General features: G+C 61.0%; 21 protein-coding genes and 1 tRNA gene. 9 read left to right on the top strand and 13 right to left on the bottom strand.

The features are described 5' to 3' along the window. Window positions 1-1494: an aldehyde dehydrogenase family protein gene (locus tag WYH_RS05880; RefSeq protein ID WP_046903099.1), complete on the bottom strand. Its 1494-nt coding sequence runs from the start codon at window positions 1492-1494 to the stop codon at window positions 1-3. Between the two features lie 296 nt (window positions 1495-1790). On the opposite strand from WYH_RS05880, the gene WYH_RS05875 reads away from it, so the two are divergent. Together WYH_RS05875 and WYH_RS05870 are read left to right on the top strand one after the other, a co-directional pair. After that, window positions 1791-2297 carry a DUF3237 family protein gene (locus WYH_RS05875; RefSeq protein WP_046903098.1) on the top strand — a complete coding sequence of 169 codons (507 nt, stop codon included), beginning with the start codon at window positions 1791-1793 and terminating at the stop codon, window positions 2295-2297. A gap of 13 nt (window positions 2298-2310) precedes the next feature. After that, the gene (locus tag WYH_RS05870; protein ID WP_046903097.1) at window positions 2311-2793 is read left to right on the top strand and encodes a DUF3237 domain-containing protein; all 483 of its coding nucleotides are present in this window, start codon (window positions 2311-2313) and stop codon (window positions 2791-2793) included. Between the two features lie 97 nt (window positions 2794-2890). Here WYH_RS05870 and WYH_RS05865 read toward each other — a convergent pair whose 3' ends face one another. After that, window positions 2891-5779, bottom strand: coding sequence for a TonB-dependent receptor plug domain-containing protein (locus WYH_RS05865; protein WP_082347864.1), 2889 nt, complete (start codon window positions 5777-5779; stop codon window positions 2891-2893). A gap of 351 nt (window positions 5780-6130) precedes the next feature. On the opposite strand from WYH_RS05865, the gene WYH_RS05860 reads away from it, so the two are divergent. Next, on the top strand, window positions 6131-6529 hold the full coding sequence (locus WYH_RS05860; RefSeq protein WP_169780727.1) for a MarR family winged helix-turn-helix transcriptional regulator: 399 nt from the start codon (window positions 6131-6133) through the stop codon (window positions 6527-6529). Between the two features lie 349 nt (window positions 6530-6878). Continuing rightward, complete coding sequence (locus WYH_RS05855; protein WP_169780725.1) at window positions 6879-8216, top strand: site-specific integrase; 1338 nt, start codon at window positions 6879-6881, stop codon at window positions 8214-8216. A gap of 480 nt (window positions 8217-8696) precedes the next feature. On the opposite strand, the gene WYH_RS05850 is transcribed toward WYH_RS05855, so the two are convergent. The 5 genes from WYH_RS05850 to yghU form a co-directional block, all read right to left on the bottom strand. After that, a protein-coding gene (locus tag WYH_RS05850) for an IS3 family transposase (protein WP_156320037.1) occupies window positions 8697-10060 on the bottom strand; the annotation gives its coding sequence in 2 pieces (ribosomal slippage) (window positions 8697-9712 and window positions 9712-10060; 1365 coding nt in all). Between the two features lie 52 nt (window positions 10061-10112). Further along, on the bottom strand, window positions 10113-11246 hold the full coding sequence (tcmP, locus tag WYH_RS05840) for a three-Cys-motif partner protein TcmP (RefSeq protein ID WP_046903094.1): 1134 nt from the start codon (window positions 11244-11246) through the stop codon (window positions 10113-10115). Continuing rightward, window positions 11243-12004 carry a DUF5131 family protein gene (locus WYH_RS05835; protein WP_046903093.1) on the bottom strand — a complete coding sequence of 254 codons (762 nt, stop codon included), beginning with the start codon at window positions 12002-12004 and terminating at the stop codon, window positions 11243-11245. The genes tcmP and WYH_RS05835 overlap by 4 nt, the downstream gene beginning before the upstream one ends. A gap of 164 nt (window positions 12005-12168) precedes the next feature. Next, window positions 12169-12243 (bottom strand) — tRNA-Gln (locus tag WYH_RS05830). Window positions 12244-12304: 61 nt separating this feature from the next. Further along, window positions 12305-13174 carry a glutathione-dependent disulfide-bond oxidoreductase gene (yghU, locus tag WYH_RS05825; protein WP_046903092.1) on the bottom strand — a complete coding sequence of 290 codons (870 nt, stop codon included), beginning with the start codon at window positions 13172-13174 and terminating at the stop codon, window positions 12305-12307. A 187-nt stretch (window positions 13175-13361) separates the two neighbouring features. Here yghU and WYH_RS05820 point away from each other — a divergent pair, with 187 nt between their 5' ends. Beyond that, a complete protein-coding gene (locus WYH_RS05820) occupies window positions 13362-14339 on the top strand; it encodes a glutathione S-transferase family protein (RefSeq protein WP_046903091.1) in 978 nt (325 codons plus the stop codon). 154 nt (window positions 14340-14493) lie between these two features. Continuing rightward, window positions 14494-14853: a VanZ family protein gene (locus WYH_RS05815; RefSeq protein WP_046903090.1), complete on the top strand. Its 360-nt coding sequence runs from the start codon at window positions 14494-14496 to the stop codon at window positions 14851-14853. A gap of 28 nt (window positions 14854-14881) precedes the next feature. On the opposite strand, the gene WYH_RS05810 is transcribed toward WYH_RS05815, so the two are convergent. The 6 genes from WYH_RS05810 to WYH_RS16470 form a co-directional block, all read right to left on the bottom strand. Then, the gene (locus tag WYH_RS05810; RefSeq protein ID WP_046903089.1) at window positions 14882-15214 is read right to left on the bottom strand and encodes a DUF3817 domain-containing protein; all 333 of its coding nucleotides are present in this window, start codon (window positions 15212-15214) and stop codon (window positions 14882-14884) included. Further along, window positions 15211-16971: a DUF885 domain-containing protein gene (locus WYH_RS05805; protein ID WP_235980183.1), complete on the bottom strand. Its 1761-nt coding sequence runs from the start codon at window positions 16969-16971 to the stop codon at window positions 15211-15213. Before WYH_RS05805 ends, WYH_RS05810 begins: the two co-directional genes overlap by 4 nt. Before the next feature lie 74 nt (window positions 16972-17045). Further along, complete coding sequence (locus tag WYH_RS05800; protein WP_046903088.1) at window positions 17046-18659, bottom strand: M20/M25/M40 family metallo-hydrolase; 1614 nt, start codon at window positions 18657-18659, stop codon at window positions 17046-17048. 92 nt (window positions 18660-18751) lie between these two features. Further along, window positions 18752-19660 carry a CHAD domain-containing protein gene (locus WYH_RS05795; protein ID WP_046903087.1) on the bottom strand — a complete coding sequence of 303 codons (909 nt, stop codon included), beginning with the start codon at window positions 19658-19660 and terminating at the stop codon, window positions 18752-18754. Between the two features lie 9 nt (window positions 19661-19669). Next, a complete protein-coding gene (locus WYH_RS05790) occupies window positions 19670-20773 on the bottom strand; it encodes a branched-chain amino acid aminotransferase (protein WP_046903086.1) in 1104 nt (367 codons plus the stop codon). Between the two features lie 524 nt (window positions 20774-21297). Continuing rightward, on the bottom strand, window positions 21298-21720 hold the full coding sequence (locus tag WYH_RS16470) for a hypothetical protein (RefSeq protein WP_244877971.1): 423 nt from the start codon (window positions 21718-21720) through the stop codon (window positions 21298-21300). Window positions 21721-22060: 340 nt separating this feature from the next. On the opposite strand from WYH_RS16470, the gene WYH_RS05780 reads away from it, so the two are divergent. From WYH_RS05780 to WYH_RS05770, 3 genes are all read left to right on the top strand, one after another. Beyond that, window positions 22061-22807, top strand: coding sequence for a TlyA family RNA methyltransferase (locus WYH_RS05780; RefSeq protein ID WP_046904857.1), 747 nt, complete (start codon window positions 22061-22063; stop codon window positions 22805-22807). Between the two features lie 111 nt (window positions 22808-22918). Further along, complete coding sequence (locus WYH_RS05775) at window positions 22919-23473, top strand: TspO/MBR family protein (protein ID WP_046903085.1); 555 nt, start codon at window positions 22919-22921, stop codon at window positions 23471-23473. Window positions 23474-23512: 39 nt separating this feature from the next. Beyond that, on the top strand, window positions 23513-23758 hold the full coding sequence (locus WYH_RS05770) for an accessory factor UbiK family protein (RefSeq protein ID WP_046903084.1): 246 nt from the start codon (window positions 23513-23515) through the stop codon (window positions 23756-23758). The last annotated feature ends 21 nt before the right edge of the window (window positions 23759-23779 follow it).

Here is a 23779-nt window from a genome sequence, read left to right as displayed (position 1 = left end):
TCAGAGGGCGACGGTGACGGCTTTGAGTTCGGTATAGGCTTCCACGCCCGCACGCCCGTTTTCCCGGCCCCAGCCTGATTGCTTGTAACCGCCCAGCGGCATTGCCGGATCCACGCCCGCGCCGCCATTGATACGGACGGTGCCCGCCTGCAGTCGTTTGGCGAGCCGCAATGCATTGGAAATGTCGCGCGTCCAGATCGCGGAAGAAAGGCCGTATTCGCCGGCATTGGCCTGACTGGCGATCCGTTCGATATCGTCGTCTCCGAAACGCATGGCGCACAGGACGGGGCCGAAGATTTCCTCATCCACCACCTTCATTCCCGCCGCAGTTCCGGTGAGGACGGTGGGCTGCACGAAATAGCCTTCGCCATCGATCCGTTTGCCGCCGGCGGCGATTTCCGCCCCTTCGCCAGCCCCGCTTTCGATGTAACCCATCACGCGTTCCAGCTGTTCATTGCTGACCAGCGGGCCCATTTCGGTGCCCGCGGCAAGGCCCGGGCCGACCTTGAGGCTGCGGGCGCGATCGGCAATTCCTTCGATCACGCGATCGGCGATCTTTTCATGCACGAACAGGCGCGAACCGGCCGCGCAGACCTGGCCCGAATTGCCGAAGATGCCTGCTGCCGCAGCCGGGATCGCCTTTTCAAGGTCGGCATCCTCGAAGATTACGACAGGCGATTTCCCGCCCAGTTCGAGAGACACGCGCTTCAGATTGCCGGTGGAGGCCCGGACGATCGACTTGCCGACCTGGGTGGAGCCGGTGAAGGAGATCTTGTCCACGCCCGGATGTGCGGCCAGGGCGGCGCCGGCGGTTTCGCCATAGCCGGTCACGACATTGACGACGCCGGCGGGAAAGCCCGCTTCCTGCAGCAATTCCGCCAGGATCACTGCTGTCAGCGGCGTCTGTTCAGCGGGTTTCAGAACCACTGTGCATCCGGCGGCGAGGGCAGGGGCAATCTTGGAAACCGCCATGACGAAGGGGAAATTCCACGGCACGATGGCCCCGACCACGCCAACCGGCTCCCGCAGGGTGAAAGCGTGCCATTCACCCGGCGCGGAAGGCGTCAGCGTTTCGCCCGCGATCTTGGTCGCCCAGCCAGCGTTATAGCGCAGCTGCCCCGCAGCGCCCATCACGCCCGCAAACTTCGCCATCATGAACGGCATGCCGTTGTCCAGCGTTTCCGTCAGCGCGATCCGTTCGCCTTCTCGTTCGATCAGATCGGCCAGCTTCAGCAGCATATCCGCCCGCGCGGCTGGCGGGGTGGCCGCCCATTGCGGAAAGGCGGCGCGCGCGGCATTCACCGCCGCGTCGATATCCGCCGCTTCGCCCGATGCCGCGCTGGCAAAAGTCTCTCCGCTGGCAGGATCGACCACGTCGAAAGTCTTGCCCGATTGCGCGGAAACGAACTCACCGCCGATGAACAGCTGACGCGGCCGCGCGCCGAGGCTTGCGCGGAGCTTGTCCAGGCTTTCGGGGGAGAACGGTCCAGTCATGCTTCAGCCTTTCGAACGAGTGGTGCGGATGCGGGGAATTTCCCCGTCATTTCCGGCGGTGTTGTGGGGAAGGCCTATCCTTCCTCGTGCCAGTGTCAATGCGGCAGGCCAGGCCGCGTGGGCGCGGAGGCAAGCTGGCGAGATTTATTGATCGATCAACTATCCTGCTATAGGTCACATTGTCTGGGAGCCTCGGCTGAAATCGCCGCCGCCACGCCAGCTTCGTTCGCATTCTTGCGGCGCATTGCCCGGTGATGCCGGCCGCGCCGATATATTTACAAGGTCCAGTAAGCACGATGACAGATAGCACGCAGCCCGCCTTCAAGACCTGCGATCATCCTTTTGCGCCGCAGATGGAATTCGCCTTTACCGTGGATATCGATCTGACCAGGCCCGTCTGGGTCGAACCGTCCAGCATGGGTTCCACGCGGGCCGGAATCTGGGCGGCACAGGGCACGTTCGAAGGCCCGCGGATCAAGGGGCGCGTTCTCCCCATGAGCGGGGGCGATTTCCCGCTCCTGCGGCCGAACGGGGTGATCGATTTCGACGCGCGCTACTTCCTGGAAGCCGATGACGGCACGGTGATCTACCTCCAGAGCCGTGGCTATCGCTGGGCAGAAGGTGACGCGATGGAACGGATGGCACGCAACGAACCCGTCGCCCATGACGAATATTACATGCGGGTATCGCCCAAATTCGATGTGCCGGAAGGCCCGCATGACTGGCTGGGCAAGCACATCTTCATCGGCGTGGCGGAGAAACTGCCGCAAGCCAACCGGATCCATTATTTCAAAGTGTTGTGAAGGAGAGAGGAAGATGACCGAGCAAGCAGGGCAAGTGCCCGCCCATCTCGAATATGCGTTCGAGATGCGCGTGGATTTCCGCCCGGAACGATGCATTTTCGGCCCGCTGCCGGGCGGCGGAAGCCAGGGTTACACGCCCTGCGCCGGGGGGCAGATTTACGGGCCGCGGCTATCGGGCAAGGTCGTTCCGGATAGCGGCGCGGACTATGCCGATGTGCGCGGTGACGGAACGATCGTGATCAATTCCCACTATCTGCTCGAAGCGGATGACGGGACGAAGATCTACATCAACAACCGGGGTTATCTCATCCCCGCCGCCAAGGGCGCGGCCAGGATCGTCAACGGCACCCCGCAGCCGAGCTACTTCCGTTTCACGCCCACCTTCGTCGTGCCGGCCGGTTCACATGAATGGCTTGGGCGGACGCTGTTCGTCGGTGCGGGGGAACGCCGTTCCGATCCCGACCATTCGATCTTCACCTATTACGCGGTGAGCTAGAGCGGGCCGGGCCAGGCATCAGCGAAAAATGATGTGATACATGGTGAAGGGGCCGGAATTGCTTCCGGCCCCTTCCTTGTTTGCAGGACGGTGTGCCTCAATAACGGACGCGGACGCCTACCTTGTAGCTCCGTCCGACCACGTCATAGAGGACGTTGTTGGTCGGGCCGAAGCTGGAGGGTGCGTCCACCGGCGGATCCTTGTCGAACAGGTTGTGGATCACGCCGAACAGTTCCGCCTTCCGGTCGCCATCGCGCCACAGGGCATAGCTCGCATTGAAGTTCACATATGTCCACGCGCCGATGCGATTGTCATTGATGCTGTTGGGCAGCGCCGGATCATATGCGGCTTCGTCCGGGCCAACCAAGGAAGTGTTGTAACGACCGCCGGAAATATGGCGAAGCTGGAGCTGCGCCGAGAACGGATCGGTCGAGTAGGTCAGATAGCTGTTGATGATGTAGCGCGGCATCCCCGAAGGCTGCGACACCGGCGAACCGTTCATGCCGGCACGGTCGATCGAAGTACCGCTGGAATCGACGGTAATCAGGTCATCCACGACAGTGCTCAGGATGCGCAGCGACACGTCGCCGTCCATCCCGTTGGAGAATGTCGACAGGGGCAGGGAATAGGATGCCTCGATATCCCAGCCGCGCGTGATCAGCGTGTTGAGGTTCAGGTTGAAGTTGCGGACCCGCGTGATGGTGCCATCATTATCACGCGTCACGAACTCGCACAGATCGGCGGCGCCGGCATCGCACCGGTCCACGATTACCTGCGCGCCCAGCGTGGAAACTGCGCCGTCCAGTTCGATGTCGTAATAATCGACGGAAACCCGCAGAGAGCCAGTGTCGATATAGGGCTGAAGCACGATGCCCGCGGTCCAGGTGTCGGCGGTTTCCGGCCGCAGGGCGGTGTTGCCGCCAAGCAGGACGGAAGAAAGCACCTGCGCGCCCGTTTGCGGATCGAGGATCGACTGGAACGAGCTTTGCGGTGTGCCGAACAGTTCGAACACGTTAGGCGCCCGAATATCCCGCGAACGGGTCGCGCGCAGGCGCAGCCAGTCGAAGGGTTCCCAATCGGCACCGATCTTCCACGTCGTGACGGTTCCACTGGTGCTGTAGTCGGTCAGGCGAACCGCGCCGTTGATTTCTGCCGTCGAACTGAGCGGGAGGACCGCTTCGACGAAACCTTCCCACACTTCCAGTTCACCATCGATCGGCGAGCCCGGGCTGGTGTAGAAATCCAGCGCCTGGGAGATGGGGTCGGCGGTGCCGCTTGCGGAATCCTTGCGGAATTCCACACCCGAGGCGACGGAAAGAGGGCCGGCCCACAGATCGACCAGATCGCCTTGCACGGCAAGCGAGGCGACATGCTGGGTCATGCGCGTGGTCTGCGTTGCCGTGCCGGTCACATATCCGATCGCTGCGGCCGAAGGGCTTCCTGCGCCAAAGATGTTCAGCGGTTCGCAGCCGGCGGCCGCTGCATCGCCTTCCAGCACGGCGCGGCAGACAGGTGCATCGGTATCGGGATCGATCACCGCGTCGAGCGCATAGACCATGCGGGAGTTGATCGTGGTATTCCGGCCGGTCTGCGCATAATCGGTGCGGCCATACTGGTAATAGGCGTCAAGCGACCAGCCGCCGCCAAGTTCGGCGTTGATGCCGCCGACCCCGCGATAGGTTTCGCGCTTCACGCTCCCCAATTGCGGGCCGATATCGTTCCATATGCGGGAAACGAGGATGGTCGGCAGGCTGAACGCATCCATCTGCGCAGCCACGCTGTCCGGCAGGAAGGCGTTGTCGCGGGTAATGGCTCGCGGGCCAAGATCGCGCCGTTGCGCGCCGATGGTGCTGCCTTCCACCCGGCCATAAGACCCCTCGACGAACAGGTTGACGCTGTCCGAAATATCATATTCCGCATGAGCGAAGCTGTTGATCCGTTCGCTGGGGGAAGAGATCGGGAAGTTCTGATAGAATGCCAGTTGCGGATCGCCGCCACCGCTCTGGAAGATACCGGCGCCGAAGAAGGTGCCGTAATCGTGCTGGAAGGTCGTGCCGTCCGGATTGAATTCCGTTCCCCGCAGCGGCCCGGCAATGATCTGGCCATTGAAGGTCGCCGTGGCGACGCGGGTGTTGGGCAGGATCAGCGTGGCCGGATCGCCCGGCGAAACACGGCCGAGCTGGGGATTGGCGGGGTCGATGAACGGATTGCTGACCGTGTTGTAGCTGAGCGAGCACCAATCGCGCGAATAACAATCGCCCGTGCCTTGATCATCCACATATTCCACCCCGGCGACGAAGCGGCCCGCACCGTCGGCAAAGCTGGTTCCTCCGGCGAGGGAGACGACCCATTCCTCGTCGTCCCCTGCATCGGCCTTGCCCCACTGGGCGGAAGCCCGGATCCCTTCGAGATCGGTATCGAGGATGAGGTTGACCACACCGGCCACGGCATCGGAACCATAAGCGGCGGAAGCGCCGCCGGTGACGACTTCAGCCCGTTCGATCAGGGAGGTGGGCACCATGTTGAGATCCACCGTGCCGGCAGGCGCGAAGGAACCGCCCGCGACAGTGGCCGGAACCACCCGGCGCCCATCGATCAGAACCAGGGTGCGATTGGCGCCCAGGCCCCTGAGATCGGCAGTGCTGGCGCCGATATTGTTGACGAAGATGGCGGTCGTGGAAGGGGTCGATTGCGGGCGAAACGCAGGGATTTCATTCAGCACATCCGCCACATTGCTCGCGCCCTGGCGCCCGATCTGTTCGCTGCCGATAGTGGTGAGCGGAGTGGGGGAATCAAAGCCGGAGCGGGCGATGCGTGACCCGGTGACGATAATCGGCTGGCTGTCAGCCGCCGCATCCTCTGCGGGTTCACCGGCATCCTGCGCAATGGCCGGAAAGGCACATCCAAGCGCCAGCCCGACACCCAGAACTGTCGCGCCGGACTGCATCAGGCGCGTCCGAAATCTTCCACCCGGAAACCGTCTCATTCTTCTCTCTCCCTATAGTCCCGGGTCTTCGCCCGGCTCATGCATCTGTCCCGCCAGATCTGTCTCCCGATCATTGCGATGCTATCGAGACATGCTGCAGAATGCGCATAGTCTCCGTTAACTTTCTTGAGTTGTCAATCAATCTGGAAAGGAAAGGCGCGGCGATGTATGGAAGCAACACATCCTGATGTTGCTGGATTCGCAACGGGCTTGACGGGCGCTGCCGGGGCGGGCTGTTAAAGCATATCGATCTACAGGGATCCGGGCTGGCGACAGATGATGGAATTACCGAAAACATGGCATTTGTTCGGGGATGATCATCTCCCGCAGCGGCTTCTCCTGCTTGCAAAGATGATTGAACGTATCGCGTCCAAGCAGTTGCAGGTGGAATTCGGATTGTCGCTGGCGCAGTGGCGGGTGCTGGCATTCGTGTGCAGCGATGGCCCGGCGACTGCCAGCCATATCGGAAGCTCGGGAGAGATCGACCAGGCGGAGATAAGCAGGGCGGTGAAGGGGCTGCTCGAAGCCGGCCTTATCAGCCGCGAATTCGCCGCCGGCAGCAGAAAAACGATGATCATCAGCCCGACCCGGAAAGGCGAAAATCTCTACAAGAAGGTCCGGGAGCATCGCCGGATCTATTTTTCATCCATCACCCAGGACCTGGACCGCGACCAGAAGGCCGAGTTCGATCGGACCATGGAAGTGATCGGCAAAGCGGTAATCGGGTTGCGCGGAAACGGATCCGCCTGACAGGGCCGCGCCCGCCCCTGCAATGGCTGGCAAGACAGCTGCGCAGTTCTTGCGAGGAGAGGGGCCAGCGCCAATCGGGCCTGACCGGATTCAATAATCGCGCGGGAAAGGGAAACTGGCTGGGGCGGCAGGAGGCCAAGTGGCCCACACCTGTGACCCGCAAGGAACCTGAACTCCCTTGAATGCCTTGGTATTTTGGGTCACATGAAGGGCCCACAAACATGGCCCACAGGGAGACTGAGACAGTATGGCGGCGTTGCAGCGACGGGGGAATAAATGGCGCGCAAAAGTCCGCATACCGGCAGAGTTTAGGGCTCGTTATGACGGGAAGCAGTTCCTGCAGAAAACCATGACCGCCATGGATCGTCCCTCGGCCCGTCTTGAAGCAGAGGCATGGGAAGTAACCGTCCGGGCGGAGTGGCTCTCGCTGCGGCCCAATGACACAGTGGCGAAGCGGGTCTTGCGCCAGTTGCACGAGACCATCTTGGAGCAAGCCTTGGGAGGCGCTTTTGCCGTCCACGGGCCGCCCGATGACGATCCGCAGGCTCTCGGCATCGAACATGAGCTGGAAAAGATCGCAGAGAAAGATGAGCGCGGAGAGCTGACCGAGGCGGACGAGGTTCAAGCAGCGGCCCTGCAGGATGCTCTGCAGATGCTCAGGGGCAAACGTCCTGTCCGCCGTCGCGAACTGGAGCCGGGCTTTGCTGAACTGGCTGACGAGTATGTTGGCCATTGGGCGCGGCAATCGGGTTTGAAGCCGAGCAATACGCGCCAGCAGAAGGAGGCCACCTTTCGTCTCTTCTCGGGGTTCTTCAAGGATCGCCCCTTGCGCGATGTTCGACGGGCTGATGCTTCGGCTTTTATGGATGCCTTACGCGCCATGGACCCCAACTGGGCGCGCTCTCCGGCGGCAAAGCAAATGAGCTGGCGTGAGCTGCAGGAGCAATATGGCGGGCACCCCAAGGGGCTCTCGGATGCCACCCTCAATCGCCACGTCACGACGCTGCAGGAGTTGTGGAAGTGGGGCGAGGATCGCGACTACTGCAGTGGCAGGAACCCATTTGCCGGGATGCGGAAGCGACTGACCCCCGGAAAGAACGTCCAAGGTTACCTGCCGTGGGAGGCTGACGAACTCAAGAAGCTCTTCGATCCAGAGCCGGGCCGCGCTGACGTGAAAGAAGTGATGCTGGTAGCGCTCTTCACCGGGATGCGATTGGACGAGATTGCATCGCTGCGCTTCGAACAGGTGCGAGAAGCGGACGGGGTCCCATACATTCAGGTCGAGGATGCCAAGACGGCAGCGGGCAACCGGCAGGTGCCTTTGCACCCGGCGCTAGGATGGCTGGCAGGGAGGCCGGGACCGCCGGGAGAACGGCTATGGCCGAAGTTCAACGCAGAAGGGCCCGGCAGCAAACCGGGAGCCGATGCGGGGAAGGAGTTCAGCAGATTCAAACTCGCCCGTGGGTTCACCGACCGGCGCAAGACCTTCCATTCCTTCCGCAAGAACGTGACACAGATCATGGAACGGGCTGGCGTGCCGGAGAACGAATGGGCGCAAGTCCTCGGTCACGAGCGCGGCTTTACCTACAGCCGCTATTCACCGCATGGCATCGCGTTGAAGCGCAAGGCCGAGATCGTGTCGCTAATCGAGTATCCCGGCGTTCCGCTCCCGCACCCTGCCAGTTAGTTCGTCTGGCTGAACAATGGCGAGAAGGGGTGTGGCGACTCCGCTCAGCGCCTATCGATAAATCGAGCCTTCGGGCGAGCGGGGCTGCTATCGGCCTCACGCACGGCTCCTGCGGTAATCTGGAGGACGCTGGCTGGGTGCTATGGGTTCGCGTGGAATGGCAGCGGAAGAGCGCGGTCTTCCCAACGCCCTCAGCCTCAAAATGACACGCCTTCCGTGTCATTTCCGAGCCACGTTGGCTGCTTTGGCATGTCGCCCGTCTCGCGCCGTACTTGGTGTAATATGTGCGCGACAAGGCGTCATTTCTGGAGACACGTTGGAAGCCCGCAGGTGAGAAGCGGACACACCAGAAGTTTCCAAAGCAGATTTGGGGTTTCGATAAGTTCCTTGGGCGGATGCCCCTGACTGTCCGTCGTCAGAACATTTGGCGCAACTGGCGGCGTAGATTAGCGGAGTGTCGGCCTCGTCTGGGGGTTGATGTTAGGCGGCGAGCTTGCGGTGTTGCAAGCGCCGATGCTCGATGGTCTGTCGCTTGATCCTTTCTCGCTGTTTGATGATGGCTGGGGCCCTGCCGAAGTAGGTGTCGGCGGGCGTCACGTTGTTCAGGCTCTCGTGGTAACGCTGGTTGTTGTAGTGCTCGACGAAGGCTTCGATCTGGTCCTCAAGGTCGCCGGGCAGGAAGTAGTTTTCCAGCAGGATGCGGTTCTTCAGGGTCTGGTGCCAGCGCTCGATCTTACCCTGGGTCTGGGGATGGCAAGGGGCGCCGCGCACGTGGCTCATCTTGTTGGCCTCGATGTATTCCGCCAGTTCGCCAGCGATATAGCTGGGGCCATTATCGCTTAGCAGGCGCGGCTTGTGCAGCACCGTAGCGCTGTCGCAGCCGGAAGCCGCCAGAGCGCGGTCCAGCGTGTCGGTCACGTCCTCGGCCCGCATGTTGGTGCACAGCTTCCAGGCGATGATATAACGCGAGAAGTCGTCGAGCACGGTCGACAGATACATCCAGCCCCACCCGATGATCTTGAAGTAGGTAAAGTCGCTCTGCCACATCTCGTTCGGCCGGGTGGTCTTGGTGTGGAACTGATCGGCAGCCTTGATCACGACATAGGCCGGGCTGGTGATCAGGTCGTGGGCCTTCAACAGGCGGTAAACCGTGGCCTCGGACACGAAGTAGCGCTTCTCGTCAGTGAAGCGCACGGCCAGCTCGCGCGGGGACAGCTCACTGTGATCCAGCGCCATCTCGATGATCTGGTCCTGGATGCCCTCGCCGATGCGGTTCCACACCCGGCTCGGTGCCGATGGCCGATCCTCCAACGCTTCCGGCCCGCCTTGGAGGTAGCGGTCATACCAGCGATAGAATGTCCGGCGGGCGATGCCGAGCTGGTCCAGCGTGTGCTTGGCGGACAGGTGCGACTGCTCGACGATCCTGATGATCTCGAGCTTCTCGGATGCAGGATATCTCATTCGTCGTCGCCCCCATCCGCGAGAATGCTTTTTTTCAGCAGGCGGTTCTCGAGCGTCAGGTCGGCGACGCACTCCTTCAAAGCGCCGGTCTCCCGGCGCAGATCCTTCACCTCATCTGTGGTCGCAGCGCGGGCGGTGTCACCAGCCAAGCGGCGCTTGCCGGCCTCCATGAACTCCTTCGACCAGGTGTAATACAGGCTCTGGGCGATGCCTTCCTTGCGGCACAGCTCGGCGATGCTGTCATCGCCGCGCAAGCCTTCCAGCACGATCCTGATCTTGTCTTCCGCCGAGAAGTGCCGCCGGGTGGCCCGGCGGATGCCCTTCACCACAGCTTCCGCAGGGGTCTTGGTCCGCGATTTTGCATTGGAGGATTTGGGTCTCATCTTCGTTCCTTCGTCACTACGACGAGACCCAAATCCTCCTTAAATCACAACCTCAAATCTGTGCCATAGGTGCTGACGGGGAACAGACCTGTCCTTCACGCTTCATTCGGACGAGCATATCCTTGAACTCACTTTCGGAGATCGAGAAGCGTTCCAAGGCCGCCGACATCAGTCGCTCATACTCCCAATCGTTCTTGGCAAGCGCAGATTTCAACCGGGCCTCTAGCTTTTCATGATCCTCCATACGGGGATCAACGCGAGCCTGCGTGCGAATGAGTTCAGGCGCATCCGAAAAGAGCCCTCCCTGACCGGTACGCTCCTCGAATGCTTGATCTTTCGCCTGTGAACGAAATGCGCCTTCGACAGACAATGCAGCCTTCTCAGCTCTTCGGAACTCGACCAGACCTTTCAGCTTGCGAGTCCCATAAACCAGATAAAAATGGGTCTTCTCAGCTAGCGGGTGGCGAATCTTCGTGCTGGCCACGAACTTGAAATCGCCCGCCCGTTTGAGCTGTCTCCTGAACACACCGAGAACTGCCTCCTCTTTCGAGCTCCCCGCCTCAATCAATTGAGTGTATTTCTCGCGCCATTCTGGCCCCCCGAAGGCTCGGTCTTGGGACTGTCGGATGGCGGGCCTACCATCATCGATAAAGCGACGAAAATGCTCATACATGAAGTTGACCAGGACTTCTCCCGGTTGGCGCCTCAAGAGCGGCGCGATCTTGCGCAGATCGAAGTTCCAACCGGTCGGATCGATGAAGGTCAGAGTGAATGAGCGCCCAGCGATCTTACAGATTTCGTCAATATGATCGCCGAAATCTCCATGCAGTGCAGTGGCTTCGAAGTCAGCGACAGCCTCCACGGCTTCTTGTAGCTTATGATAAGCGTCCGTTCTCTTTTCGACAAAGATGCAGCGGATGCCCGGCCTTTTCCCATTTGCCTCCCAGTTTCGGCGAGCCGCCCGCAGTTCCTGAATAGCGATACCAAAAGAGGTATCGGCGAAATCGTCTCTCGCGTTCTTCCAGGGCCCTGAAAATCCATCTACGAAAACGAAGTCCGGCCAAGCAGACAGGATGATCATTGCCGCATTCTTCAGATACTCGCGCAGTATCTGGTGCTTGACGTATGACTGCGCCCGCTTCCGATATTCAACTGGCAACATCGGGACGGAGCCAGTTTCGCTCATCGAGCTTCCTCATAACTTTCAGAATGAGACGAGAGCTTGTTGTGAGGAAAGCCGTTCCACTCGCGACCGTCAAGTTCGCGGCCGCCATCCTTGGGCCTGAAACCGCCCCACTGCTTGAAGAAGAACGCCACATCCTGACGAACGCACTCATCGCGCACCTCGCGAACCCACTGGGGATCCATAGGCCTTGCCCTTGGGCCACTCTCGCCTCCAGCAATCACCCAATGGATGCCTTCAAGGTTTAGAGTGCCGACCGGACCCAGAAGCGGCTCAATTGACAGGAAACGAGCGCCTGCTGGGGCATGGCGAAGATGTTCTACTCGGCTCTTGGCCTGACTGTCCTCGACGGAAACACCGCACCAGATGTTTTCTGGACAAGGACGCTCAGTATATCGCTGCTGCAGGTATTTCTGCATCCTAGAGCTTCGTTTGGTCAATAGTTGGAAGACATGCCAATGTGCATCTTCCATGGTCGAAAAAACGCTATCAACGAACTCCCGAGGGACATCCTTGTGGAAAAGGTCGCTCATGGAGTTCACGAAAATCATTCTCGGACGACGCCAAGAAAGCGGCTGCTTCAATCTCCCCGGCCTAATCGTAAGGTCGAAACCGGATTCGAAAGGATGCCCGGATACCCCACGGAACCGCTCAGCGAACCTCTCAGCGTAACAGTTGTCGCAGCCACGCGTGATCTTCGTGCATCCCGTCACCGGGTTCCACGTGGCGTCGGTCCATTCGATTGCGCTGCTATCTGCCATTCCACCTCTCAGAACAATTCATGAACAGATATCGATCTAGGATGAGGTAAGCAAGTGCGCAGCGAGAAGCCAAGAGATAGGCCCACGAGCATGGCCCACAAACAGGGCCCACAGCAGGCCTGCGCAACCTGTTAAAATATTGATTTTGAGTGATTTTTATTCGCTGGCTGGGGCGGCAGGATTCGAACCTGCGAATGGCGGCACCAAAAGCCGCTGCCTTACCACTTGGCGACGCCCCAGCAGCGAGGCGCCCATATAACGACGCCTCGCATTAAGGGAAGGGGGGCAGAAAAAACTTCGTCAGTAATCCGCCTTCTTCCGGATCGGGTCGAACAATTCCCTGTCCAGCGTATCGAAATCCGATGCCGAATGGCGTTCCTGCAACCCGCCTTGCGAATTCACAAGCCGGCCGCGGATGGCGCCGGGGCGCGCGTCGATGGCTTTTACCCAGCGCCCGACATTTTCATATTCGTCCAGGCCCAGGAAGATGTCGCAGCGATTATAGGCGCCGTGATAGAGATTGCCGAGCCAGGCATAGGCAGCGATATCGGCGATCGTATAATCGTTCCCGGCCAGATATTCGGTCTTGCCCAACTGCATGTCCGCCACGGAAAACAGCCGCTTCGTTTCCATCGCGAAGCGGTCGATCGGATATTTGTAGCGTTCGGGGGCATAGACGTAGAAATGCCCGAAACCGCCGCCGATCGAAGGTGCGCTGCCCATCTGCCACATCAGCCAGCTGAGTGTTTCGGCGCGCGCCGGATTGGCCTTGGGCAGGAGATAATCGAACTTTTCCGCCAGGTGGATCAGGATCGCGCCGCTTTCGAATACGCGGAAGGATTCCGGCCCGCTCTTGTCCAGCAGGGCAGGGATCTTGCTGTTGGGATTCAGTTCGACAAAGCCGGAGCCGAACTGGTCGCCGTCGAAGATCTTGATCAGCCAGGCATCATATTCCGCATCGGAATAGCCCGCTTCCAGCAATTCCTCGAACATGGTGGTGACTTTCACCCCGTTGGGCGTGCCGAGTGAATAGAGCTGGAAAGGGTGCTCCCCCACAGGAAGTTCCTTCTCTTCCCGCGCGCCCGCCGTGGGGCGGTTGATGCCGGCGAACTGGCCGCCATTCGCAGGGTCGAAGGTCCAGACCTTCGGCGGGGTGTAGACGTCGGACATTATGCGCTCTCCACAAGTCGTTTCTCGGGCCAGCTTCAAATGGCGGCGCCCGCGCGCCGCTACAAGGAAGAGTTTGCTTGGCGCCGCTCTAGTTTCTCTTTGCAATGCATCGGCCGAATGGTCCCTTGTGGCTGACATGCGCGTTCGCGCGCTTTAGGGCGGCAAATGAACAGGAGAGGGCATATTCATGGCGCAACTGGTCGACGGAAAATGGATGGACACAAAGCCCGCGGCCGAAGAGGTCGGGAAGGACGGGCAGTTCAGGCGGATGGACAGCGCCTTCCGCGACGTGATCGGCCTGGAAGATGATGCGGAATTTCCGGCCGAGGCCGGACGCTATCATTTATGGGTCGCCTGGGTCTGCCCCTGGGCCGGACGCGCGCTGGCCGTGCGTGCGCTCAAAGGGCTGGAGGACGTGATCGGCGTTTCCTATGCTGAACCGGGCCTGCCGAAACAGGGCTGGACTTTCCCCGAAGGGCCCGATGGCCCGGTGGAGGGCGGATATCCGCTGCACCGGCTCTATGTCGAACATGATCCGCATTTCACCGGCAAGGTGACGGTGCCGACCCTGTGGGACCGCAAGACGCGCCGTATCGTGAATAATGAAAGTTCGGAGATCATCCGGATCTTCAACAGTGCTTTTGACGACATCACCGGCAACCGGCTCGACCTCTATCCCCCGGCATTGCGGGCCAGGATCGATCAGTGGAACGAAGTGATTTATCCGGGGCTGAACAATGGCGTCTATCGCGCCGGCTTCGCCACGTCGCAGCGGGCCTATGAAGAGGCCGCAAGGGGCGTGTTCGAAGTGCTGGACCGGATGGAGGCCCACCTGGGCAGGCATCGCTATCTCGCCGGGGAATATTGCACGGAGGCGGACTGGCGGGCCTTCACAACTCTGGTGCGTTTCGATGCCGCCTATTTCACGGCGTTCAAATGCAATCTGCGCCGGCTGGACGATTATCCGGCGCTCGGCAATTATCTGCGTGAACTCTTTCAGTGGCCGGGCATTGCGGGCACGGTAAATCTGGCCGAGATCAAGCACGGCTATTACCAATTGACCGACAAGCACCGGATTACGGCTATCGGGCCGGAACTGGACCTGACCACGCCGCATGACCGCGCACGCCTGCCCGGCAAGGGAATTATGGCGACGGGGGCATGAACAGGCCGGCCGTGGCGAAGAAGCGGGCCGTTCAGTCTGTCTGAACCTGTGTGAAACCCCGGTTATCTCCGTTCCGGGGCGGTTAATCGAATAGACGGCAACAGCGGCAACAAAACAGGTGTTTGTTCACCATTCTTCGGGCAAGGCTTCCTTCATGCAGCAACGGATTCCCTGGAAGGCGCTGGTCCTTCTGATCACTGCGGTGATACTGTTTTTCGCGCTTCGTCCCTCTGCACCGCAGGCTTTGACCGGGTGGGACAAGCTTGATCACATGGCGGCCTTCTTCGTCCTGTCAGTCTTCGTGCGCATTGCCTGGCCGCGGCTTAACCTTGCGGCCTGTTTCGGCCTGCTGGCGCTGTTCGGCGGCGGGATCGAACTGGCGCAATGGCTGATGGGGCTCGGCCGCGATGCCGATGTGATGGACTGGGTCGCCGACCTTGTCGCCACGATTGCGGGGCTGGGCGTGGGCACCGCGATCAGGGCCGCATTCCGGCCCGGAACGATCCCCCGCTAAAATCCTCGCCAAGACGGGCGCGGCCGCATCAGGTGGTTTCCGGATCGTCGCCAAAGCGCGCATTGGCTCGCCAGGCGTCTTCCTTGCGGCGGATCAGTGGATCATTGATGAAAGTGCCGAAGGGAAACAGCGCCATCACGAATGTGCGCACCCATTCCCACAGGGTAAAACCCTTGCCGGGAAGGCAGATGAACATCGCCGCGACATAGGCCAGCCAGGCGGCCCCGTGGGCCAGGCCGACGGGTGGCACCAAAACCGGATTTCCCAGCCAGTATTTCAACGGCATGGCGACCAGGAACAGGGCGATCGTGGTGACGCCTTCGATCCAGGCGACGACGCGGAATATTTGCAGCAGTTTCAAGAAGTTTTACCCATTTGCGAAGGGATGAAATCATTACGCACGGCTTCGGCCAGCAAGTCGATCGGGAGCAAGCCCTGACCGATCAGGAAATCGTTGAAAGCCTGCCGGTCGAATTTTTCGCCCAGTGCCAGTTCGGTGGCGATGCGCAGATCGATGATCTGGCTGTAGCCGTAATAATAAGAACCCGCCTGGCCCGGCATGCGGAAGGTGTAGCGATCCAGTTCCTGCTGCACCATGGCAGGGGAAAAGCGGGCCTCTTCCGCCAGGATGCGGCGGGCGCTTTCCACGTCGATCTGGCCGAGATTGAGCATTGGGTCCAGCATTGCCCGGCTGGCACGCAGCAGGCGGTGCTGCAGGGCGATCAGCTGGCCTTCTATCGGTTCATAGGGCTGCATTTCCGCTTCGGCATAGAGCGCCCATCCTTCGGCATTGGTGGAATTGAATGCATAGAGAATGCGCGCCTGGCTGACGCCGCGTTCCACCATTTGCGCAAATTGCAGTTCGTGCCCCGGCCGGCCTTCATGCACGCTCAACGTCCATGATGCGGCCGCGAAGTTGAAATCATTATATTCCTCTTCCCCGGCGGAGGGATTGGCCGTGGTAAGCACGAAGGTGCCGCGTTCGCCGGTATTGCCGATAAGGCGCGGCATCAGCATGTGCGGCGCGGGGGACGCAGCGCTTTCCGCATCGCTGGCAAGGCGCATCAGAACCGGATAATCGGGCAGGGAGACGACGTTTTCGCGGCGTACCACTTCCTCCAGATTGCCAAGCCGTTCGGCATAGAAGCTTTCCAGCTCTTCCTTCGGGACTGTCGTTTTCTGCAATTCCGCAATGACGGAGGGATAATCCGTCTTTTCAAAGCCCATCTTCGCGGCGACCAGCGGCGCCAGGCCATCCATCTGCTGGCGGATTTCGTAAAAGCCGCGCCGGGCGCGCCTGATCAGCGTTTCGGGATCGATATCGATGCCCATCGTCTTCAGCCGATGGGCATAAAGTTCGGGCGGCAGGCGAAAATCGTCGCGTGCGGCCGGCAGGACATGGGCTTCTTCCCATTCGCCATATTCGGTGAACTGCCGTTCCATCGCGTCCAGCGCTGCGGGGGCGGCAATATCGTATTTGGCGAACAGGTCCCTTATGCCCTGGATATAGGTGGGAATCTTGGGCAGCGCGTCCGCCACATCGCCGCGATAGGGGCCGATCTTGCCGGGGGTGCGGCTTTCTTCGAACCGGGCCTTGGCCAGTTCGGTCAGCGGGGTGCTGCCTTCATGCAGGCCGGTATAGCGGCGGAGCAGTTCCACGGCCTTGGCGCGGCGTTCCGGCACTACCTGATCATCCAGCAAGCCGTTGATATTACCAAAAACCACCTGCGGAATATCATACCAGTCGAGCATCAGTTCCGAACCGAGCCGGGTGGATTCCACATCCAGTTCGAGCGAATGGATGAGGATTTCCAGATCCTGCCGCAAATTCGGATCATTCGTCTGGGCCAGTGCCTGCCTGAATTCGGCAATCTGCTGCCTGGCGGCGGAGATGTAGCGCGTATCGAGATCGGGCCCGAGATCCATCGCCAGCCCGTCATACTGTTCCAGCCCCAGTTGCGCGAAGCTTTCAGGCGCGAACTGCGCCTGCATTTCCATCAGTTCCGATGTGTATTCATTGCTGCGTTCGATCCAGCCGGCCGTTTCTTCCTGCGCGGCAGCAGGCGTGGCGGCGATCAACAGCGTGGTGGCGATAATCGCCCGGAACGGATTGGTCATCGGCATGTCCTCAAGAAAAGAGCCGGGAAGACATACTGTCCCCCCGGCTCCTGTTGCGCAATGGCTGGAAGCTCTCAGTCTTCCGGATATTCGTATTTGAACGGTTCCGTCACGCTGGGCTGCTTGGGCAGCGGTTCGCGCGGCAGTGTTTCGCTGTCATTGGCGGATTGCAGCAGCATACCGGCCATCACCACGGATGCCTGGCGCATGTCGTCGAAACGCACATGGTCCATCGTGTCGATATTGGTGTGGTGCAGACGCGCCGAATAATCGAGCGGATCCTGGATGAACTGGAAACCGGGCAGGCCGACCTGCTGCATGAACACATGGTCCGTGCCGCCCGTATTGCCGGATACGACACTGCCCGCGCCCAGACCGGCGAAGGGGGAAAGCCATTTGCGCAGCAGCTTTTCCGCGCCGACATTGCCTTCGGCATGGATGCCGCGCAGCTTGCCCGACCCGTTATCCATGTTGAAATAGGCTTTCAGGTCATAATAGCCGGGCTTCGGCTCGATCGGCCAGAGATCGGCCCATTTGTAATAGTTTTCCATCGAAGTGCTGCCATCGTCGCCCTGGCGTTCCACCATGTGCTGGCGAATATAGGCGAGCGAGCCGAGCAGGCCCTGTTCTTCAGCCGCCCACAGCACGAACCTGATCGTGCGCTTCGGCTTGGCGCCGATGGTCTTCAGGATGCGCGCGGCCTCCATCACGGCAAGGCTGCCCGCACCATTATCGACCGCACCATCGCCCAGCGCCCAGCTGTCGAAATGGGCGCCAGCCATGACATAGCCGGCTTTCGGATCGGTGCCGGGGATTTCGGCGATGATGTTATAGGCCTTGGTGTCGCCGTCCACGAAGCGGGCGTCGCTTGCCAGGGAAATTACCGGGGCCGGGCCGGTCTTGGCCAGGCGCGCCAGCCGGCGATAATCTTCCGCAGCCATTTCAAAGCCGGGGATTTCGGGGCTCTTGCCATCCTGGAAGGTATAGCCGCTGCCATGCAGCAATTTGCCGTCGCGATAGGACATCTTGACCATCGCCAGCGCGCCTTCGCTTTTCAGGAAGGCGGCCTGTTCCAGCGCGAATTCAACCCGGTCAGACCGGCGATCGGCCGCTTCGGGATCGTAAATGGGCAGGGCGATTTCGTCCCGCTTGGCGATATCGGCGGAATCCAGGCGGGTGAAGGCGGGGCGGGTCGGCTCGTCGCCCGTTCCGGGGGTGCTGACCAGCACGATCTTGCCGGACAGCTTGCCGCGATAGGCGTCGAAATGTTCCTTCTTGCTCATCGGCGCGACGAAGACTTCGGCTTCGATCGGCTGGCCATTCGTGCCCGGCATCCACGCGATCGGCGCCACGGTCAGTTGCAGTGGGCGCGGCGCGACCAGATTGGCGTAACTATAGGTCGATTCCCAGCCGCGGCCGAATTCAAACCCTTCGCGGCGGATATTGCTGAGCCCCAGATCCCGGAACTCCTGGATCGCCCATTCTTCCGCCTTGCGCATATTCGGCGAATTGGTAAGCCGGGCACCGATCCCGTCAAGCAGTTCGGCGGCCGTGGTCTGAACCTGGCTGTGGTTCAGCCCTTCATCGATGATCCGGGCGATGTCGTCCGGTTCCGCGGCCATTGCCGGCGCAGTCGCAACCGCAAGCAATGCGGCGCCGGCCAGGGCGAATATGTGCTTCCTGTGCATGGATACCCTTGTGTGTGAACAGCATCAGGCACGCCGGACGGCATGCCAGTTGGTATCACATGCACCCAATTCTCGCAGGCGGCAAGTCAGCCTCAGCGGCCGAAACCGTCCCGCTTTTCCCACCCTGTCCACGAATCGCCAAACCGATCGACCAGCGCCTGCGCGTCTTCAGCCAGCAGCCTGGCGGAAAGGACGGAGGCACGCTGCGCCAGCATGGCGGAACGGCGCCGCGCGAGGGTCAGGATCAGGTCCACGTCCCTGTCATTCCCGAAATCCCCGGGCGCCTCGGCCAGTTTCGCGGTGAAGACGGACAGATCGTGGTGATCGCCCAGTTCATCGGAAAGTTTCCTGGCCAGCGCGGCGCGGCTCTTCAACTCGTCCGGGCATATCGGGCGCAGGATCCGGCAATGGTGCCAGTGATATTTTACCCGCTTGCGCAATTCGTGGAAATCGGCCGGATCGCCGCTTAGTTCCGCCCTTGTGGCAGCATGGCGGGCACGGGCATAAGTCTTGGACAAACCGCCGGAGATCGCATCCCAGCCTTCTTCGCCCAGCTTCCATTCCGCGCAGCGCCGGCGTGCGTCCCGCAGGCGGGAACGGCATTGTTCCAGCGCCGCTTCCACGTCCTTTTCCCGCTGCATTATCTTGTGCCGGTGGGTCAGGCGGCGGCGGATCGCGTCCAGCTCCTTGCGATCGAACTGGCCTTCATATTTGCCGACCAGCCCGTCATACGTATCCTGCATGACCTTCGCATCGCGCAATTCGCCAACCATGCGCGCCGTGTCGCGGAAAAAGGCGTTTTCTTCCGCATAATCGGGGAAGGCCGGCCGGACGAGGCGGATGAGGCCGCGCAATTTCTTGCACCTCTTGCGCAGGTCGTGAACGGCCTGCGCAGGGGATTCGTCCTCGATCGCGTCTATTGCGCGGCCGATCTGCTCCCGCGCGATCCGGCGCACGGCTTTGGTGACGGAGCCATCCTTGGCCTTGAGGCGGAATGCCATGCCGCCGCCTCAGTCGAGCCGCATCACCCAGTCATGGGGATCCGGCGCGGTGCCGCGCTGGATGGCCACCAGCTTTTCACGAAGGCGGGATGTCATCTGGCCCGGCCCGCCGCTGCCAATGGTGAATTCACCATCATGGCCGGCCACGCGCCCCACCGGGGTAACAACGGCCGCAGTGCCGCAGGCGAAGGTTTCCACCAGCTTGCCGCTGGTCGCATCGTCGCGCCATTGTTCGAGGCTGTAGCGTTCCTCGCGAACGGTCAGCCCTTCTTCGCGGGCGAGCATCAGCAGGCTGTCGCGGGTGATGCCGGGCAGGATCGTTCCGCCCAGCGGCGGGGTGATCATCGTGCCATCATCGAACACGAAGAACAGGTTCATGCCGCCCAGTTCCTCGATCCATTTCTTTTCGGCTGCGTCGAGGAAAACGACCTGATCGTGCCCGCGCTCTATCGCTTCGGCCTGGGGGACCAGGCTGGCGGCATAATTGCCGCCGCATTTGGCCGCGCCGGTGCCGCCCGGTGCAGCCCGCGTGTAATCGCGGCTGACCCAGATGGACACGGCCGGCGCGCCTGATTTGAAGTAATTGCCAGCCGGGCTGGCGATGACCAGGAACTTGTACTGCTTGGCCGGACGCACGCCCAGGAAGGGTTCGCTGGCGAACATGAAGGGGCGCAGATAGAGCGAACCGCCTTCCACTTCGGGGAACCAGTCCCGATCGGCGAGTGAAAGCACGCGCACCGCTTCGACGAAGGCGTCTTCGGGCAGGGCCGGCATGGCAAGGCGGCGGGCGGATTCATTGAACCGCTTCGCATTCTTTTCCGGGCGGAACAGGGCCATCGTGCCGTCGGCCAGCTTGTAAGCCTTCAGGCCTTCGAAGATTTCCTGCGCATAATGCAGCACGGCCGCCGCAGGATCGAGGCTGATGGGTTCCCGCGGGCCGAGCACCGCATTGTGCCAGCCCAGTTCCTCCACCCAGTCGATCGAAACCATGTGATCGGTGAATACCTTGCCGAACCCCGGATCGGCGATCGCCTGCATACGCGTGGCAGACGGGACCGGAGCGGGGTGGGGGATACGGGCTATATCGATGCGAGCGTCGGCGAGAGTCGCCATTCTATCCTATCCTTGCAGTTGCAGAGCGGCTAATGATCTATAATTACGCAAATGCAACAAGATTTGTAATTTTCAGTCACACCTCATGGCGGACCTGCATTTGGTAGCGATGGAAAGTGCAAATGAGAAGGGCGACCCTCGCCCGTAGGAGGATCGCCCTTCGCATGGTCAGCGGCCGGAAGTGCCGCCCACGAAGCCTTTATCGGCGAAAGTGAAGTCTACCGATAATGCTCCGCGCGGGACTTAACCGACCTCCCTGCTGAACCATGAGACATCGGATCACCTCCTTTCGCGCTTGAAAGCCACGTTCTGCCGTTTCACCGGAGAACCGGGCCCGCGTTTACCGCTGGCCTGCCGCAATATTTGATTCAGTGCAGTGCACAACGCAAGTCTTGCATTTGTTTTTTTCCCCGTCAGAATTCGATGCTTCGTTCGATTGGTGATCGGGCGCTGTTCAGGCAGGGAAAAATCAATTCGGGACTGATCTGGCCCGGTATTGCGGGCGATGCAGCGTTGCCGCTGTTTCAGCGGCAATCCTCGATCACGCGGGTGATCTCTGGCCAGGCCGGAATGAAAAGCGATTCCAGCCCGGCGATTTCCACAGCGAAGCGCCCCTTGGAAAAGGCGATCGCATCCAGCAGGCTATCCGTTGCGGGCAGGGTTGCGGCAATCGCCCCCGGTTCGCCGCCAGTCGGGACTGCATCCAGGGCGCGTTCGCGCGTTTCGGTCAGTATCTGCATGGGTAGGGCGGCAACAGCATGGCCCGTGCGCGAAATCGTGACGCTGCCCGCCGAACGGTCGCAGCGCAGTGTCAGGCGCGGCTGCTGGCCGGCCACGCCGAACATGGCAGTGCCGCCATTGGCCCCTGCGCTATAGGTCCAGTCCCCGGGCGTCTGCGGCGCATCCATCCAGTTTTCATGGGTCGGGGTAGGGATCGCAGCGGTCACCGGCCGCGCCGTGGATGTGGGCGTGGGCTTCGGGGCGGGCGATGGCTGCGGCGTGGATGCCGGCGCCTGTTGCGGCGCTGGTGTCGGTTCCGGCGCGGCGGGTACACAGGCAGAAAGCGCAAGACATATCAGCCCGGTTCCCGGCCCAAGCGATCGGCGGGCGGCCCTGTTTACCATGACCATGATCCTTGCACGCATGTTTTCCGGACCGGGCTGGGCAATCATCGGGCGCATTGAGACCATATCCTTCCAATCACCGGCAGGCCGGGCGGCCGGACGATCCGGCTTGCATCGCAACAAGCGCTGGCCTGACGGGCTGCGCCGCCCTATCCGCGATTCCATGACGAAAAAACGGCGCATCGATCAATTGCTTGTGGAGCGTGGGCTTGCCGAAAGCCGGGCCCGTGCGCAAGCGCTGGTCATGGCCGGGCTGGTCTTTGCCGGGGAGAGCCGGATCGACAAGCCCGGTCAGCAGGTGAAGGAAGACACCGCCATCGAAGTGCGCGGGCGGGACCATCCCTGGGTCGGCCGCGGGGGTGTGAAACTGGCCCACGCGATCGAGGCATTCGGGCTCGATCCCACGGGCGCGGTGGCCATGGATATCGGCAGTTCCACCGGCGGCTTTACCGAAGTCTTGCTGGAAAACGGGGCGGAACATGTCTTCGCGGTGGATGTCGGCACCAATCAGCTGGCCTGGAAATTGCGCCAGGATCCGCGTGTCACCGTGCTGGAACAGACCAATGCCCGCGCCCTGACCGAAGAACAGATCGACCGGCCCTGCAACTGGGTGGTGTGCGACGCGTCCTTCATCTCGCTGTCCAAGGTTCTGGATGTGCCGCTGAAGCTTGCCGCGCCGCATTGCCGCCTCGTGGCTCTTATCAAGCCGCAATTCGAAGTCCGGCGCGAGGAAGTGGGCAAGGGCGGCATCATCCGTGACGAGACGCTGCACAAGCGTGTCTGCGATGAAGTGAGCGCCTGGCTGGAAGCGGAAGGCTGGACAATCCAGGGTATCGTGGAAAGCCCGATCAAGGGTACTGAAGGCAATGTGGAATTTCTGATTTCTGCGGAGCGTAGCACTAAAGATTGATACCCTTCGGCTAATACCAATGCGCCAATTCGCTCATATTCGCGCGTTCCGGCAAGTTGCGTCCGTGGCAAGGCCCCGCCAATATCTTCATGCGATTCGGCAGGAGCCTCCATGAACCGACTAGCTTCCACTGCGCAATTGCGCGCCAGTTTCTTGCGTTGGGCCCTTTTTATCGTTCCCGCTATTGTCCTTCTGGGCATTCTATCCGGACTTCTCGCCGGCAGCGGCGCAGATAATCCCTGGTTCGCCGCGCTGGAAAAGCCATCGCTCTTCCCGCCCTCCGCGACATTCGGAATTGTCTGGACCATCCTCTACATCTTGATGGGGCTGTCTCTCGCGCTGATCTGCACGGCCTGGGGGGCGCGTTACCGTTTCCTCGCCATCGTGGCTTTCCTGCTGCAATTCGTGCTCAACCTCGCCTGGTCGCCGATTTTTTTCGGGGAACACCAGATCACTATCGCACTGGTCATACTGGTGGCGCTGGATCTGGCCGTTCTGCTGACGCTGGCCCTGTTCTGGATGATCCGCCGCACGGCGGGGCTGTTGCTGCTACCCTATCTCGCCTGGGTACTGTTCGCGACGCTGCTGAACTGGCAGATCCTGCAACTCAATCCGGAGGCCGACGGGGTGGATAATTCCTACGCCGTGCAAAGGATTGAACTATAGGCGCTTGCCTTCGCCGCGGCTCCGCACCAAATAGGTGCGATGCAGAGCGAAAACCCCATCATCTCCGATTTCGTCAAGCTGGCGAACAGCGCAGCCGGTACCTTTGCAGGCATGACGCGTGAAGCGCGCGAAGGCGCGAGAGAGCGGATGAAGGAAGCGCTGGGCGGGCTGGATTTCGTATCGCGCGAGGAATTCGACGCGGTGAAAGATATGGCAGCCAAGGCACGGGAAGAGAACGAGAAACTTTCCGAACGTATCGCTGCCCTGGAAGCCAGGCTGAAATAATCCGCGTTCTTCCCGGCCGGC

The sequence above is a fragment of the Croceibacterium atlanticum genome (genome assembly GCF_001008165.2).
Taxonomy (GTDB): Bacteria; Pseudomonadota; Alphaproteobacteria; order Sphingomonadales; family Sphingomonadaceae; genus Croceibacterium_C; species Croceibacterium_C atlanticum.
The sequence above is the reverse complement of the archived record's forward strand: the minus strand, read 5'-3'. Positions and strand labels throughout refer to the sequence as shown.